This window comes from Microbacterium zouquanmingi (assembly GCF_052266695.1).
GTDB lineage: Bacteria > Actinomycetota > Actinomycetes > Actinomycetales > Microbacteriaceae > Microbacterium.
The window spans coordinates 312,873-328,049 of record NZ_JBQPQZ010000003.1; the positions used below are offsets into that span (position 1 = coordinate 312,873).

Genomic DNA, 15,177 nt, shown 5'->3' on the forward strand with positions numbered 1-15,177 from the left:
CCAGTCGAGGGCCCTCCCCCCCCGGCCCACTCCAATGTGTCCACAACGCCCTTCACCAGCGTCCCCCTCGGCGTCGCCGGCGCTCCCCCGCCACCGCGGCCATCAAGCGAAGGAATCTCCGTGGCAACAGCATCCGACCTCGACGAACAGCATGACGCTGTGCGTGAGCCCGTCCTGTCGATCCGAGGCGTATCCAAAGGATTCGGCGCCGTCAGGGCTTTGACCGATATCGACCTCGACGTCTACCCCGGCGAGGTCGTCGCCCTGGTGGGCGATAACGGCGCAGGAAAGTCGACTCTGGTGAAGATCCTCGCCGGTGTGCACCCCGCCGACAGCGGTGTCATCACCTTCAACGGTGCACCGGCGTCGATTCCGTCGCCGACCGCGTCACGCGAGCTCGGCATCGCTACGGTCTTCCAGGACCTGGCGCTCTGCGACAACCTCGACGTGGTCGCCAACCTCTTCCTCGGTCGCGAGCGGGGCACCGCCACCCTCGACGAGGAGCTCATGGAGCAGCAGGCATGGGAACTGCTGCGTCAGCTCTCGGCCAAGATCCCCTCAGTACGCATCGCCGTGGCTTCCCTCTCGGGCGGTCAGCGTCAGACGGTCGCGATCGCGCGCTCGCTGATCGGTGAGCCGCGCATCGTCATTCTCGACGAGCCCACCGCGGCGCTGGGCGTCGCGCAGACGGCGGAGGTGCTCAACCTCATCGAGCGTCTGCGTGAGCGGGGCCTCGGGGTCATCCTCATCAGCCACAACATGGCCGATGTGCAGGCGGTCGCCGACCGTGTGCTCGTCCTCCGGCTCGGCCGCAACAACGGCATCTTCCGCACCTCCGACGTCAGCTACGAAGACATCGTCGCCGCGATCACCGGAGCGACGGACAACCCGGTCAGCACCCGCGCGGCGTCGCGGATCGAAGAGAAGGACGCCCGATGAGCACTCGACAGCCCGTGAAAGACAATTCCATGCCCACCACTCGCGCCGTCGACCTGCAGGACGAGCGGCTGGTGCGCGGCGAGGGACTCCGCGGCGCGATGAGCGGGTTCGGAACCCGTATCCGCACCGGTGACCTGGGGTCACTGCCGATCTTCCTCGGGCTCGTCGTGATCTGGATCGTCTTCCAGCTGCTGAACCCGAACTTCCTGACCGCCGACAACCTCGTCAACCTCACGCTGCAGTGCGCGGCGGTGGGCACGATCGCCCTCGGCGTCGTCGTCGTGCTCCTGGTCGCGCAGATCGACCTGTCGATCGGTTCGCTCAGCGGACTGTCATCGGCGATCCTCGGCGTTACGTTCGTGAACATGGGCTGGCCGATCTGGGTGGCGATCCTGCTGTCGATCGCGGTGGGCGCGGCGATCGGTTTCCTCTACGGGTTCCTGTTCACGCGCTTCGGGGTTCCCACCTTCGTCGTCACTCTCGCGGGGCTCTTGGGCTTCCTCGGGCTGCAGCTGTGGATCCTGGGACCGACGGGCACCATCAACCTGCCCTACTCATCGTGGCTCGTGCAGTTCGCGACCTCGTGGTTCCTGCCGCCATGGCTCGCGTACCTCATCGCTCTCGTCGCGGTGGCGGGCATCGTCGTCAGCGACCTGAGTCGGGCACGCCGGCGGGCGAAAGCGGGGCTCTCGACCGGCCCGGTCTCGCTCATCATCATCAAGGCCGTGGTGATCGCGGCTGTGGCGGTCGCCGCCATCGCCTATCTTGCGACGAACCGCGGCGTCGGTGTGATGTTCCTGGTGTTCATCGTCTTCGTCGCCGTGATGGCGTTCATGCTCACCCGCACGCGCTGGGGTCGGTGGATCTACGCGGTGGGCGGCAACGAAGAGGCAGCGCGCCGCGCGGGCATCAACGTGAAGGCCGTCTACATCTCCGCGCTCATGGTCGGTACCGTGCTCGCGTCGGTGGGCGGCCTGATGGCGGCAGCGCGACTGACCGCTGCGAGCATTTCCAGCGGTGGCGGCACGACGAACCTCATCGCGATCGCTGCGGCGGTCATCGGCGGCACCAGCCTGTTCGGTGGACGCGGGTCGGCGTGGTCGGCGCTGCTGGGCATCTTTGTGATCATGTCGATCCAGAACGGACTGACGCTTCTGAGCCTGGACTCCTCTGTTCAGTTCATGGTCACCGGTGGCGTGCTTCTGCTCGCGGTGATCATCGACTCGCTGTCGCGGAAGTCCCGGGTCCAACACGGACAGTCCTGACGGACGGGTGCGCGGCTGGGGCCACTTGACCGGACGCAGATAGTCTTTCCGCATGGATGCGACACTGTTCTACGTGGTGGTCGGCGCTGTCGTCGTGGCGGCGATCGCACGGTGGCGGGGGTGGCCTGCGCCGTTGCTGGTCACGGTCGTGGCGCTCGCGGCATCCTTCGTTCCGTTCATCCCCGACCTGGAGATCGACGGTCATCTGCTGTTGAGTGTCGTGCTTCCGCCGCTGCTGTACTCGGCGGCGCTGGATGTCTCGTTCGTTGGGTTCAAGCGCAGCCTGCCGCAGATCCGCCGGCTCGGGATCTGGCTCGTACTGCTCACTACGGCGGTCGTCGGGGTGGTGGCGTGGCTGATCATGCCTTCGTTGACTCTGCCGGGTGCGCTGCTGCTGGGGGCGATCGTGGCGCCGCCGGATGCGGTGTCTGCTGCCGCGATCGGTCGGAAGCTCGGTCTTCCGAGGCGCATCATGACGGTGCTGTCGGGGGAGAGCCTCATCAACGATGCGACCTCGCTGACGCTGTACCGGGTGTTCGCGGCGATGATCGCCGGGGCCGCGCTGACCGCCTGGGACGGTATCTGGCAGTTCGTGGTCGCGGTCGTGGTCGGGGTTTTCGTCGGCCTCGTGTTCGGGGTCGTGCTGCATCAGCTGCGCATGCGGGTGGCAGACCCGGTGGTGATCGGCACCTTCGGGCTGCTCGTGCCGTTCGGCGCGTACGCGATCGCCGAGCATCTCGGTGGATCCGGTGTGCTCGCGGTCGTGGCGATGGGACTGTACGTGGGGTTCAACGCCCCACGCACCGACTACACGACCAGGCAGCAGGAGGCGCCGCTATGGCTGTCGGCCGATCTGCTGCTGGAAAGCTTCGTCTTCGCCTATATCGGGCTGCAGTTCCCGCGAGTGCTGCGCGACCTCAGCTCGGAGTCGGTAGGCCAGTTCCTGCTGCTTGCAGGGGCCGTGCTGCTCGCAGTGCTGCTGGTGCGCCCGGCCTACATCTATCCCGCGCATGCCTGGGCGCGGTGGGGCGAGCGAAAGCGGCTTGCGCGCTGGGAGCGGATGGTGGCTGCGGGGCGCACGCAAGCACGCCCGAGACCAGGGCGCCCGGTGCTGACGGCTGAGCAGATGAAGAAGCGGCTGACTGAGCCCGCGCTGGATTGGAAGGACAACGCGGTCATCTCGTGGGCGGGAATGCGCGGTGTCGTGACGCTGGCGACTGCGCTCGCGGCATCCGATCTCGCGGCGCTCGACGACAAGTCGTCGCATGCGATCGTCGTGGTCGCCTTCATCGTGACGGTTGCGACGCTGCTTCTGCAGGGGCTGACGCTGCCGGTGTTGATCAAGCGGCTCAAGATCGCCGGCGACGTCGATCACGAAGAGGATGCCAAGGCGATGGCCGCGGTGCGCAAGCGCAGCCGTGAGGCGGGCAAGGCTTATCTCGCCGAGCAGCGCGAGAAGTGGGCCGGCAAGTATGACGAGGGTCAGCTGAAAGCGTTCGACGCCTTCGTCACACGGATGACGCGAGTTGAGACCGAGACCGATCGTGTGCAGGAGATGGAGGAGTCCGTTCCACGGCCTTCTTACGAGGATCTTGTGACGCTGTCGAAGGGATGGCTGTACGTGCGTCGCGAGGTGCTCCTCGCCGAGCGCGATGATGACAATCTCGACGAGGAGCTGATGCGCGAGCTCATGACGGCGATCGATGCCGAAGAGCTCGCGCTCGACACGCGCGGTGCGATCTGGCCGCAGCCGCGCGCGTAGATGCTACTCGGCGCTGCAGGTCATAGCGGCCTCTGACATCGTCTGCGAGACGAGATCCTTGGCCTCTTCCGAGGTCTGCTCGTCCTTGCCGTCGGCGAGGTTCTGAAGATCCTTGTCGGAGACCTTGGAATCGAGGAACTCCCCGGCGACGCAGTCGATCTGGTCGGCGGTGAGGACGTCGCCTTGACCGGCGTCCTCGAGGATCGTGGCGATGCCGGAGCTGAGCTCGTCGACAGTGGGCCGGGCGTCGCCTCCGGTCGCACCGACGCCGGAGCACGCGGCGAGGGAGATCGCTGCGGCGGCGATCGGGAGTGCGAGCAGGAGGCGGGTGCGGGTGCGCAGGGTTCCGGTCATGAGTACCAGCCTATGAGGCGCTGCCCGCAGGTACGGCGACGGGCGATGGGCAGTGATACCCATCGCCCGTCGTCAGAGGTCAGCGCGCAGCGACGGCGTCGGTCGTGGGGCCGGCGGGTGCGGCATCCGCCTCATCGTCATCTGAATCGTCCGCGAACGGCAGGCCTTCGCGAGGCGCGTTGTAGAGCTCCTCATTCAGGATGCCTTCGCGCTTGGCGACGATCGTCGGAACGAGTGCCTGGCCTGCGACGTTGACGGCGGTGCGTCCCATGTCGAGGATCGGGTCGATCGCGAGGAGGAGGCCGACGCCCTCGAGGGGCAGGCCCAGCGTCGACAGGGTGAGGGTGAGCATGACGATCGCGCCGGTGGTGCCCGCGGTGGCGGCGGAGCCGACGACCGAGACCAGGACGATCAGCAGGTACTGCACGAAGTTCAGCTGGATGTCGAAGAACTGTGCGACGAAGATCGCCGCGATGGCCGGGTAGATCGCGGCGCAGCCGTCCATCTTCGTGGTGGCTCCGAAGGGAACCGCGAAGGAGGCGTAGGCGCGGGGCACGCCGAGGTTGCGCTCGGTGACGCGCTCGGTGAGGGGAAGGGTGCCGATCGATGAGCGGCTCACGAAGCCGAGCTGCACGGCGGGCCAGACACCGGTGAAGTACTGCTTGATCGACAGCCCGTGGGTCTTGACCAGGACCGGGTAGACGACGAAGATCACGAGGGCGAGGCCGATGTAGACGGCGCCGGCGAACCAGGCGAGTGATGCGAGCTTCTCCCAGCCGTACTTGATGACGGCCGATCCGATGAGGCCGAAGGTGCCGATCGGGGCGATGCGGATGATCCACCACAGCACGCGCTGGATGATCTTCAGCAGGGACTCGGTGAAGACGAGGAACGGCTCGGCCTTCTTGCCGGCCTTGAGGGCGGCGATACCGATGACGGCCGCGACGACGATCACCTGCAGGATGTTGAAGCTGATGCTCGACGCGGCTGCACCCGTTTCGGGATCGATCTGCGTGCTGGCACCGATACCGAGGAAGTTCTGCGGGACGAGGCCGAGGAGGAAGTTCCACCACGTGCCGACCGTGTACGGCTCACCGGGCTCGAGGCCGGAGCCTGCGCGAGATCCAGGCTGGATGACCAGGCCGAGGACGATTCCGATCGATACGGCGATGAAAGCGGTGATTGCGAACCAGAGCAGCGTCTGACCCGCCAGGCGCGCGGCGTTCTGCACGCGGCGCAGGTTCGAGATGCTGGCGACGATTGCGGTGAAGATGAGCGGGACGACGGCCGCGCGAAGCAGTGTGACGTACGAGCTGCCGATCGTGTCGAGGGTGGCGGAGAGGCCGTTGGGGGACTCGGCTGTCGCGCCGAGTTGGCGTCCGATGAGGCCGGCGGCGATGCCGAGCGCCAGGGCCGCGAGGATCTGGAAGCCGAATGATGTCAGCAGTTTGCGGACGGGGCCGCGGGTATCGGGTGCCTTTTGGGCGCGTGCAGTCGTGCTCATGGTTCTCCAGATCAGGCGCGCTCCGGACGCGCGCCACGGACTTCAACGTTAGGCGGGAAGATTCATTCCCACGCATGTTGTGACGTTGCGTGACGTGGCCGGCGTCGTGCCCGTAACGATCGACGCGTGCGGAAATCCACTCGATGTGGGCCGAGAGCAACGGCTCTTCACTCCGAGACAGCGCATCGGGCTCGCGATCCGCGATGGCGGATGCCGATGGTCGGGCTGTGATCGACCATCCTCATATTGCGAGGCCCACCACATCGATGAATGGCAAAAAGATCAGGGCTCAGCTACGCCTTCGGCGACATCGACCCGCCACCCAAGCGATTTCGCACCACAGGTGATTCATCTATTCCGACCCACGGGTGATTCAGCTATTGCGCGGATGCTGCCGTGCTGTGCGTTCGTTGCCACGTTTGTAGTTGCCAGTCCAGCGAGCGCGCCACATACTCGAATCCTTCAGCGGCGCTCATCAGGATTACCCATCAGGATTACCCATCAGCGCGACTGTCGAGCAGGCGGCGTCAGCACCAACAGCTCACCCACCTCGCACTCGAGCACATCGCAGATCGCCCGCAGCGTCGAATACCGAATAGCCCGCGCCCGATCGTTCTTCAGCACCGAGAGATTGACGATCGACACCCCGACCCGCGCGCTCAACTCCGTGAGCGTCATCCCGCGCGCAGCGAGCAGCTCATCGAGCCGACAGTGGATGCCGGTCTCTTCATCTTCCGGCGGCGGGGGAGTCATACCAACCCCTCCGTGTCCTTCTGCAGTGACGCCCCTCGACGGAACACGATCACCAGCACGCCCAGGGCGATCGCGGCGACGAAGAGCGGAATGCCGTCCAAGAACAGCAGCCACTGCCCATCGAACTCGCCACCCAGGGCCGCGAAGACGCCATTCAATCCCATGTTCTCGAACCACGCCCAGGCCAGCCCCGCAGCCAGAAATCCGATGGACATTGCGAACGTCAGGCTGGAGTTCACTCTGTCGAAGACGGCGCCCCGCATCAGCCGACGGCACAGGACGACGCCCAGTGCAGTGACACCTACCAGGCACACCGCTCGCAACGCAATTGCGAGAACCAGGCACACGGTGCTGACGCCGTTCACGTTCTCCACCGTCAGCGTCGCTGCGTCGACGGTAGCCGGCGCACCCGCGCCGATCGCAACGGTGAGCTCCTGGGCGGGCACCCGGGTAGTCACCGTCACCGAACCCGCTGTCGCGAACAACTGGACCAGAGCACGGATGCCGTCATACAGCAGCCAAGCGATGACCAGACCGCCCACGACGATCGCCGCGTTCAGATCATTCCGATCCGATTTCACCTGCTTCGTGTTCATCAGATCAACCCCTCAGTCTCACGCTGCAGGCGCTGACCGACTTCGAACGCTGTCGCCACGAGCGCCAGGGCGATGCCCCAGCCGATCGGCGCAAGGTCCGCCGAGACCAGGAACGTCCAGAACTGCGAGGTGTCGGCGCCGGCGGACAACTCCTCCACCACTGCGGCGCGACCGATCCCGCCGAGAAACGGGCCGACCATCCCCGCCACGACGAGCGCGAACGCCCCCGTCGCCAAAGTCGGAACCATCGACCGACGAAAAGCCCGCTGTCGAATCAGCGACAGCCCCAACCACCACAGCGCCGCGCACACGATCACCGTTGCCAGCGCAGGAAGCGCTGCCTCCGCGAACAAGAGCCAGCGAGCGCCGCCGGACAGCGCCTCAACAGACACCACGGACTGCGTGTATTCGGCGGCGGCAATGCCCGCGGCATCCGACAGCCCGACTATCGGCGCATCGTGCACCGGCAGATCTACCGCCACCGGCGACCCGAAGATCTCGACCCCTGCGCCGACCGCCCCCACGATCGCCGCGATCCCGATGCTCACCGCACCGGTCGCCACCAGTCCCAACGCCACCGCCTCAGCCATCGACGGTCGGCCCATTCGTAAAGCCATCATGCCCTCCGTATCGAATATCGTTGTTATCGATGGTCGTTAACATATCGACTCTCGATAAGGCGCGTCAATGGGGGATGCGTTTCGTCTCGCGTTGCTCGCTCGGCGACCGGCCGCCCCAGTATGCCGACGGCGAACACGGCCTTGCCCGGCGCGACAGGTCGTTACTCTCGATGTACAGGCGCTCGCCGCGTCTTCGCCCCGTGCGATAAGGAGTCACAGCATGTTCGAGAGATTCACCGACCGAGCCCGTCGTGTGGTCGTCCTCGCCCAAGAAGAGGCGAAGATGCTCAACCACAACTACATCGGCACAGAGCACATTCTGCTCGGCCTCATTCACGAGGGCGAAGGCGTCGCAGCCAAGGCCCTCGAGAGCCTCGGCATCTCCCTCGACGCCGTGCGCGAGCAGGTGCAGGACATCATCGGCCAGGGCCAGCAGCAGCCCACCGGCCACATCCCCTTCACCCCGCGCGCCAAGAAGGTTCTCGAGCTGAGCCTGCGCGAAGCGCTCCAGCTCGGCCACAACTACATCGGCACCGAGCACATCCTCCTCGGCCTCATCCGCGAGGGCGAGGGTGTCGCAGCCCAGGTGCTCGTCAAGCTCGGCGCCGACCTCAACAAGGTCCGCCAGCAGGTCATCCAGCTGCTCTCCGGGGCCCCTGGCCGCGAGCCCGCCGCCGTCGGCGCACAGACCAACGACGGCCCCCAGGCCGCCCAGGGCGGTTCCGCAGTCCTCGACCAGTTCGGCCGCAACCTCACCCAGGCCGCGCGCGACAACAAGCTCGACCCGGTCATCGGACGCGAGAAGGAAGCCGAGCGGGTCATGCAGATTCTCTCGCGCCGCTCCAAGAACAACCCCGTCCTGATCGGTGAGCCCGGCGTCGGCAAGACCGCCGTCGTCGAGGGCCTCGCCCAGGCGATCGTCAAGGGCGAAGTGCCCGAGACGCTCAAGGACAAGCAGCTCTACTCGCTCGACCTCGGCTCGCTCATCGCCGGATCCCGCTACCGCGGTGACTTCGAAGAGCGTCTGAAGAAGGTCACGAAGGAGATCCGTACCCGCGGCGACATCATCGTCTTCATCGACGAGATCCACACCCTCGTCGGCGCAGGAGCTGCCGAGGGTGCGATCGACGCCGCCAGCATCCTGAAGCCGCTCCTCGCGCGAGGCGAGCTGCAGACGATCGGTGCGACCACGCTCGACGAGTACCGCAAGCACTTCGAGAAGGATGCCGCTCTCGAGCGCCGCTTCCAGCCGGTGCAGGTCAACGAGCCGAGCCTCCCGCACGCGATCAACATCCTCAAGGGACTGCGCGACCGCTACGAAGCGCACCACAAGGTGCAGATCACGGACGGCGCGATCGTCGCAGCGGCAAACCTCGCCGACCGCTACGTCTCTGACCGCTTCCTGCCGGACAAGGCCATCGACCTGATCGATGAGGCCGGTGCTCGTCTGCGCCTCAGCATCCTCTCCAGCCCTCCCGAGCTGCGCGAGTTCGACGACAAGATCGCCGCTGTTCGCGAGCAGAAGGAAGCAGCCTCCGAGGAGCAGGACTTCGAGAAGGCCGCATCCCTCCGCGACGAGGAGAAGAGCCTCCTCGCCGAGCGCCTGCGTCTCGAGAAGCAGTGGCGCTCGGGTGACGTCGCGACCGCAGCAGTGGTCGACGAGGGCCTGATCGCCGAGGTTCTCGCGCAGGCCACCGGCATCCCGGTGTTCAAGCTCACCGAAGAGGAGTCCAGTCGACTCGTCTTCATGGAGAAGGCGCTGCACCAGCGCGTCGTCGGACAGGAAGAGGCGATCGCTGCCCTTTCCCGCACGATCCGTCGCCAGCGCGCGGGCCTCAAGGACCCGAAGCGCCCCTCGGGCTCGTTCATCTTCGCCGGCCCCACCGGCGTCGGAAAGACCGAGCTCGCCAAGGCTCTCGCGGAGTTCCTCTTCGACGACGAGAACGCGCTGATCTCGCTCGACATGAGCGAGTTCGGTGAGAAGCACACCGTCTCGCGTCTGTTCGGTGCCCCTCCCGGATTCGTCGGATTCGAAGAGGGCGGCCAGCTGACGGAAAAGGTGCGCCGCAAGCCGTTCAGCGTTGTGCTCTTCGATGAGATCGAGAAGGCGCACCCCGACATCTTCAACTCGTTGCTGCAGATCCTCGAAGAGGGTCGCCTCACCGACGGCCAGGGGCGAGTCGTCGACTTCAAGAACACAGTCATCATCATGACGACCAACCTCGGCTCGTCCGCGATCGCCGGAGGCCCGGTCGGCTTCCAGATCGAGGGCAACGCGCAGACCAGCTACGAGCGGATGAAGGGCAAGGTCGACGAAGAGCTCAAGCGCCACTTCAAGCCCGAGTTCCTCAACCGCGTCGACGACGTCATCGTCTTCCCGCAGTTGTCGAAGACCGAGCTCGTGCAGATCGTCGATCTGTTCGTCAAGCGCCTCAGCGACCGTCTGCTTGACCGCGACATGACGGTGGAGCTGTCGCAGCCGGCCAAGGAGCGCCTCATCGAGATCGGCTTCGACCCGGCGCTCGGCGCTCGTCCGCTGCGTCGTGCGATGCAGCGCGAGATCGAGGACCAGCTGTCGGAGAAGATCCTGCATGGTGAGCTGAACCCCGGCGACCACGTGAAGGTGGATGCTGAGGACGGCAAGTTCCTCTTCGAGACCGGCCCGCGCGGCGAGAAGGTCTCCGTCGGAATCAACACCACCGGTGGCGCGATCTCTGCGACTCCCGACCTCGCGGCAGCTTCGGGCGAGTAGTCCCCACGAACGAAAGGCGGATGCTTCGGCATCCGCCTTTCGTCGTTTTCGGCACCCGCCCGTGGGAAAGCGGGAGGGGCCGAAGCTGGGCACATTCGACGCGGCTCACAGGTGGACCAGCCCGACAGATCTAGGCTGGAGGGGTGAGCTACACCGTCCGCCCGGCGCGCAGCGCCGACATCCTCGGCATCCACCATCTGCTGGAACCGCTGGTCGAGCGACGCATCCTGCTCGGCAAGGACCTTGCCGTCCTCTACGGCGCCGTGCAGGAATTCGTGGTCGCGGAGCGCGACGGGCAACTCATCGGATGCGGGGCACTGCACGTGATGTGGGAGGACCTCGGCGAGATCCGCACGCTCATCGTGCGAGATGACTGGCTGCGCCACGGCGTCGGACGAGAGATCGTCACCATGCTCGAACAGCGCGCACTCGAGCTCGGGCTCTCGCGACTGTTCTGCCTCACCTTCGAGACCGAGTTCTTCACGCGCCGCGGCTTCGCCCCGATCGGCGAGCAGGTCGTCGACCCCGACGTGTATTCGCAGCTGCTGCGCAGCCCGGATGAGGGCGTCGCGGAGTTCCTCGATCTCGCGCACGTCAAGCCGAACACGCTCGGCAATACCCGGATGCTGAAGAGCCTGTGATGCATTCAGTCAGCCCCGCGGTCTACCGGCGCCGACGACTGGTGTTCTTCAGCGTGCTGATCCTCGTGATCGCCGCGGTCGGTGTGGGTATCTGGCTCGCCATCGCGCAGCCCTGGGCAGCTCAGCCGGCACCCGCTCCCACGAGCACGGCTTCCGCCACGCCCACGGCTTCCGCCACGCCCACGGCATCAGCCACGACCCCGCCGTCGGAGAGTCCCGCACCCGAACAGAGCGAGAATCCGGTTGCGGCGTCCTGCCGCGGAGCAGACCTCACGGTCGAGGCCCTCACCGATGCGGACTCGTACCCCGCGGGCGCGCTTCCTGCGCTGTCGATCTCGCTCACGAACGACGGTGCCTCCGCCTGCACTCTCGACGTCGGCTCGGCGACCCAGGTGTTCACGGTGACCAGCGGCGAAGACGTGTGGTGGCGCTCCACAGACTGCCAGGAGAACCCGAGCAGCATGGTGGTGACCCTGGAAGCAGGACAGAACGTGACCAGTGCGGAAGCCGTGATCTGGGACCGCACACGTTCTGACATCTCCACGTGCGCGGACGAGAACCGAGCCCATGCCCCGGCCGGCGGCGCGTCATATCACGTGGGAGTATCGATCGGCGGTTTCGATTCCCTCGACACGAAACAGATACTTCTGTACTGACCGCCTGAGTGCTGAGCGGCTGGGCTAGCATTGGAGCGCTCTGGCGCACATCGGTGCGGGCCATCCCCAGTGGTCATCTGTCGAGCGTCCCCTCGCTCTGACAGCCACCGTGCAAGAGCACGCGGGCCCTTTCGAATGCTTCAGTCCCCAATGGAAAACTCGAGAGGGCCCCACCTATGCTTGAAGCCATGGCAGGGAAGAAGTCGAAGTCCGCAGGCAGAAGCAAACCGGCACCCGAGGAGTTCCGCGCTGAGGCCCTCGCCCGCGCGCTGGAGAAGCAGGATATCGCGGCTGTCGCGCTCGCGCTCCGCCACGGGAACACCGTTGTGCCGCTCCTGCGCGCTGGTGCCCGTGACAATCCGCTCGACGGCGGCGAGGTCTGGACGTACCGTGACCCCAACACGGGCGATGTCGCACTGCTGCTGTTCAGCGATGCGAAGAACAAGCCCGAGAATCTGCCTCCTGGCGTGGGGATCTACTCGCCGGAATGGCTGAAGCAGTTTCTCACCACGCACCAGCAGACGATCACGACGGTGTTCCTCGATATCGCAGGCCCGCACCCGATGCAGGCATCGCCCGATGAGCTGCTCAAGGCGCTCGACGCCTGAGCGCGCCAGATCACCGCTCAGAACGGCGGAACGTCGTCGATCTTCGACTGATGCTTCTTCGCCGGATGCACCGACCTGCTGCGAGAGCGCACATCGTCGAGCGCGGCGCTGAGTCGTTCCGAGCGGTCATCGATCACCTGCTGATAGCCCAGACGCGCAGCCTCTGAACGACGCTGCGCGGCCTGCGTCACCGCACGCACTTCGCCGGCCAGGCTCAGCTCGCCGACCGCGGCGATCGTGCGTGGCACCGAGAAGTTGCGAATCGATGCCGCCACAGCGATCGCGATCGCGAGATCTGCCGCAGGCTCGGTGAACCGCACTCCGCCGACCGTGGAGACGTAGATATCGAGCTTTCCCGTCTCGTAGCCTGCGCGCCTCTCGAGCACAGCGAGAACCATCGCCACTCGCGCTGAATCAAGACCAGACACGACCCGTCGCGGATTCGGTGCGGTCGTGGCGACCGTGAGCGCCTGCACCTCGACCGGCATGGCGCGCCGGCCCTCCATCGCGATCGCGACGCAGGTTCCCGGTTCGGTCGAACCGTGCCCGAGGAACAGCCCTGAAGGGTCGGGGACTTCGGCGATTCCATCGCCGGTCATCTCGAAGCATCCGACCTCATCAGTCGGACCGAAACGGTTCTTCAGCGCGCGGATGAATCGCAGCGCGGTCTGGCGGTCACCCTCGAAATGGCAGACGACGTCGACGAGATGTTCGAGGATGCGGGGGCCTGCGACCTGACCGTCTTTCGTGACGTGCCCGACGATGATGATCGGCAGGCTGCGCTCTTTCGCCACCCGGATGAGCGTGGCGGCCACTTCGCGCACCTGGCTCGGCTGGCCGGCCGCGCCGTCAGAGAGCGACGATGCCACGGTCTGCACGGAGTCGACGATCACGAGCTGGGGCCCTACCTCATCGATGTGCCCGAGAATCGTGGCGAGATCTGTCTCGCTCGCCAGATACAGCTCGTCGTGCAGCGCCCCGGTGCGCTCGGCCCGAAGCCGCACCTGCGCCTGCGACTCCTCGGCGCTCGCGTACAGCACGCGCCGACCACCGCGCGCGGCCTGGGCGGCCACCTCGAGCAGCAGCGTCGACTTGCCGACACCAGGCTCGCCGCTGAGCAGAATCGCCGCCCCCGGCACGATGCCGCCGCCGAGAACACGATCGAACTCTGCAACACCGCTCGAGCGCCGGGGCGTCTCAGCGGTGGAGATCTGCGTGATCGGCCGCGCCGCCCGATCGGCGCCCGGCGCGAGCGGGCTCATCTGCCGGAAGATTCCGGTCTTCGCGGCCTGCTCCTGCACCGTGCCCCACTGCTGGCACTCACCGCAGCGGCCGACCCACTTCGAGGTCGTCCACCCGCACTCGGTGCAGACGAAAGCGGGGGGAGCGGGACGACGTGTGGCCATGCTGCAAGGCTAGTCGTGGCATCCGACGTCGGCGGATGGGCGAGCGTTCCGATCGTGCTCAGCTGATCACTTCTTCTTGCCGACGTCGCGGAGCATCCCTGCGACGACCAGCGCGAAGGCCCCGACGAGCACCAGCAGCCACAGACCCAGCTGGTACGAATTGGTGTCGGCGTGATAGGTCGCGCCCATCACCAGCGGTGGGAAATAGCCGCCCAGGCCCCCGGCCGCGGCGACCACACCGCTGACGGCGCCCACCTTCTCCGGCGGTGTCGACGGTCCGATCCAGGCGAACACCGCACCCATGCCGAGACCCATCGCCGCGGCCATCAGGATGAACGTCACACCGGTGACGATGCCCTCGGGCGGCTGCTGCCCGACCACGTAGGCGAGCGAGACGATGCCGCCCAGCGAAATCAGGGCGATGATCTTCGGGCCGAACCGGTCGGCGAGCACACCGCCGATCGGGCGGGCGATCACCGCCGCGACGGCGAACAGCGCCGTGCGCGTGCCGGCCCCGACCACATCGACTTCGCTGGGGTAGATCGTGGTGAGGTACTTCGGCAGGAACGTGGAGAACGCCACGAAACCGCCGAACACGATGCCGTACAGAAATGCCATCTCCCACGTCACCGGCAGCTTCAGCGTGTCGAGCACTTTCGGGATCAGCTTCTCGCGGTTCGGCTTCCACACCGGCGAGTCACGCAGGAAGAACCAGCTCACCAGCGCCATGACCACAAGAAGTCCGGCGATGAGCAGATGCGTAGGCAGGTACCCGATGCCGTCGGCCAGCCGAGGCGTCAGAAAAGCCGACACGGCAGTGCCGATCATGCCCATGCCGAAGATGCCGTTGGCAAGACCCCGATGCGCCGGTGGATACCAGGCGCTCGCGAATGGAACGCCGACCGCGAAGATCGTCCCGGCCACACCCAGATAGAACCCGGAGATCAGCAGCAGCGGAAAGCTGTTGATCATGCCCGAGAGCGCCACCAGCAGCACAGCCGGCACCGAGATCAGCAGCACGGCGGTGAACATCTTGCGTCCGCCGAATCGATCCGTCATCGCACCCACGAGGATGCGGCCGAGCGCCCCGACGAGCACCGGGGTTGCGAGCATCAGCGAGATCTGGCCCTCATCGAGCCCCATCTGGGTCGCGTAGGTCTTCTGCAGAGGCGCGATCGCCATCCAGGCCCAGAAACCCGCGGTAGAGGCGAGAGTGGCCAGCAGCACTTGGGTGAGTCCACCTCTGAGCTCTGTGGTCGGCCTCGCAGAGGCGGCGGTCTGAGCGCTCATCTGGCATCCCTTCGATACCGGTGACACTGGT

The 15,177-nt window shown here is 66.2% G+C and carries 14 protein-coding genes; 7 read left to right on the plus strand and 7 right to left on the minus strand.

Features of this window, described 5'->3' with window-relative positions:
• Positions 1-120 precede the first annotated feature (120 nt).
• The 3 genes from ACTU6U_RS08490 to ACTU6U_RS08500 are packed head-to-tail and all read left to right on the plus strand — an operon-like array spanning position 121 to position 3,966.
• A complete protein-coding gene (locus ACTU6U_RS08490) occupies positions 121-939 on the plus strand; it encodes an ATP-binding cassette domain-containing protein (protein ID WP_443468689.1) in 819 nt (272 codons plus the stop codon).
• A complete protein-coding gene (locus ACTU6U_RS08495; protein ID WP_443468690.1) occupies positions 936-2,204 on the plus strand; it encodes a sugar ABC transporter permease in 1,269 nt (422 codons plus the stop codon). The genes ACTU6U_RS08490 and ACTU6U_RS08495 overlap by 4 nt, the downstream gene beginning before the upstream one ends.
• Positions 2,205-2,256: 52 nt before the next feature.
• A complete protein-coding gene (locus ACTU6U_RS08500) occupies positions 2,257-3,966 on the plus strand; it encodes a cation:proton antiporter (protein ID WP_443468691.1) in 1,710 nt (569 codons plus the stop codon).
• Positions 3,967-3,969: 3 nt separating this feature from the next.
• On the opposite strand, the gene ACTU6U_RS08505 is transcribed toward ACTU6U_RS08500, so the two are convergent.
• The 5 genes from ACTU6U_RS08505 to ACTU6U_RS08525 form a co-directional block, all read right to left on the minus strand.
• Positions 3,970-4,320, minus strand: a complete 351-nt coding sequence (locus ACTU6U_RS08505; RefSeq protein WP_443468692.1) for a hypothetical protein — start codon at positions 4,318-4,320, stop codon at positions 3,970-3,972.
• 79 nt (positions 4,321-4,399) lie between these two features.
• Entirely contained in the window at positions 4,400-5,824 is a 1,425-nt protein-coding gene (locus ACTU6U_RS08510; protein WP_443468693.1) for a dicarboxylate/amino acid:cation symporter, read from the minus strand.
• A 501-nt stretch (positions 5,825-6,325) separates the two neighbouring features.
• Entirely contained in the window at positions 6,326-6,577 is a 252-nt protein-coding gene (locus ACTU6U_RS08515) for a helix-turn-helix domain-containing protein (protein WP_443468694.1), read from the minus strand.
• Positions 6,574-7,173 (minus strand): hypothetical protein, encoded by a 600-nt coding sequence (locus tag ACTU6U_RS08520; protein WP_443468695.1) that lies wholly within the window; start codon positions 7,171-7,173, stop codon positions 6,574-6,576. Before ACTU6U_RS08520 ends, ACTU6U_RS08515 begins: the two co-directional genes overlap by 4 nt.
• The gene (locus tag ACTU6U_RS08525) at positions 7,173-7,790 is read right to left on the minus strand and encodes a hypothetical protein (RefSeq protein WP_443468696.1); all 618 of its coding nucleotides are present in this window, start codon (positions 7,788-7,790) and stop codon (positions 7,173-7,175) included. Before ACTU6U_RS08525 ends, ACTU6U_RS08520 begins: the two co-directional genes overlap by 1 nt.
• A 223-nt stretch (positions 7,791-8,013) precedes the next feature.
• On the opposite strand from ACTU6U_RS08525, the gene ACTU6U_RS08530 reads away from it, so the two are divergent.
• The 4 genes from ACTU6U_RS08530 (at position 8,014) to ACTU6U_RS08545 (ending at position 12,450) form a co-directional block, all read left to right on the plus strand.
• Complete coding sequence (locus ACTU6U_RS08530) at positions 8,014-10,545, plus strand: ATP-dependent Clp protease ATP-binding subunit (protein WP_443468697.1); 2,532 nt, start codon at positions 8,014-8,016, stop codon at positions 10,543-10,545.
• Between the two features lie 143 nt (positions 10,546-10,688).
• Positions 10,689-11,186, plus strand: a complete 498-nt coding sequence (locus tag ACTU6U_RS08535; protein WP_443468698.1) for an amino-acid N-acetyltransferase — start codon at positions 10,689-10,691, stop codon at positions 11,184-11,186.
• Positions 11,186-11,842 (plus strand): RodZ family helix-turn-helix domain-containing protein, encoded by a 657-nt coding sequence (locus tag ACTU6U_RS08540; RefSeq protein WP_443468699.1) that lies wholly within the window; start codon positions 11,186-11,188, stop codon positions 11,840-11,842. The genes ACTU6U_RS08535 and ACTU6U_RS08540 overlap by 1 nt, the downstream gene beginning before the upstream one ends.
• 188 nt (positions 11,843-12,030) lie before the next feature.
• Positions 12,031-12,450, plus strand: a complete 420-nt coding sequence (locus ACTU6U_RS08545; RefSeq protein WP_443468700.1) for a dehydrogenase — start codon at positions 12,031-12,033, stop codon at positions 12,448-12,450.
• A 17-nt stretch (positions 12,451-12,467) separates the two neighbouring features.
• Here ACTU6U_RS08545 and radA read toward each other — a convergent pair whose 3' ends face one another.
• Positions 12,468-13,856, minus strand: a complete 1,389-nt coding sequence (radA, locus tag ACTU6U_RS08550) for a DNA repair protein RadA (RefSeq protein ID WP_443468701.1) — start codon at positions 13,854-13,856, stop codon at positions 12,468-12,470.
• Between the two features lie 66 nt (positions 13,857-13,922).
• Positions 13,923-15,146 carry a nitrate/nitrite transporter gene (locus ACTU6U_RS08555; protein WP_443468702.1) on the minus strand — a complete coding sequence of 408 codons (1,224 nt, stop codon included), beginning with the start codon at positions 15,144-15,146 and terminating at the stop codon, positions 13,923-13,925.
• Positions 15,147-15,177: the final 31 nt, after the last annotated feature.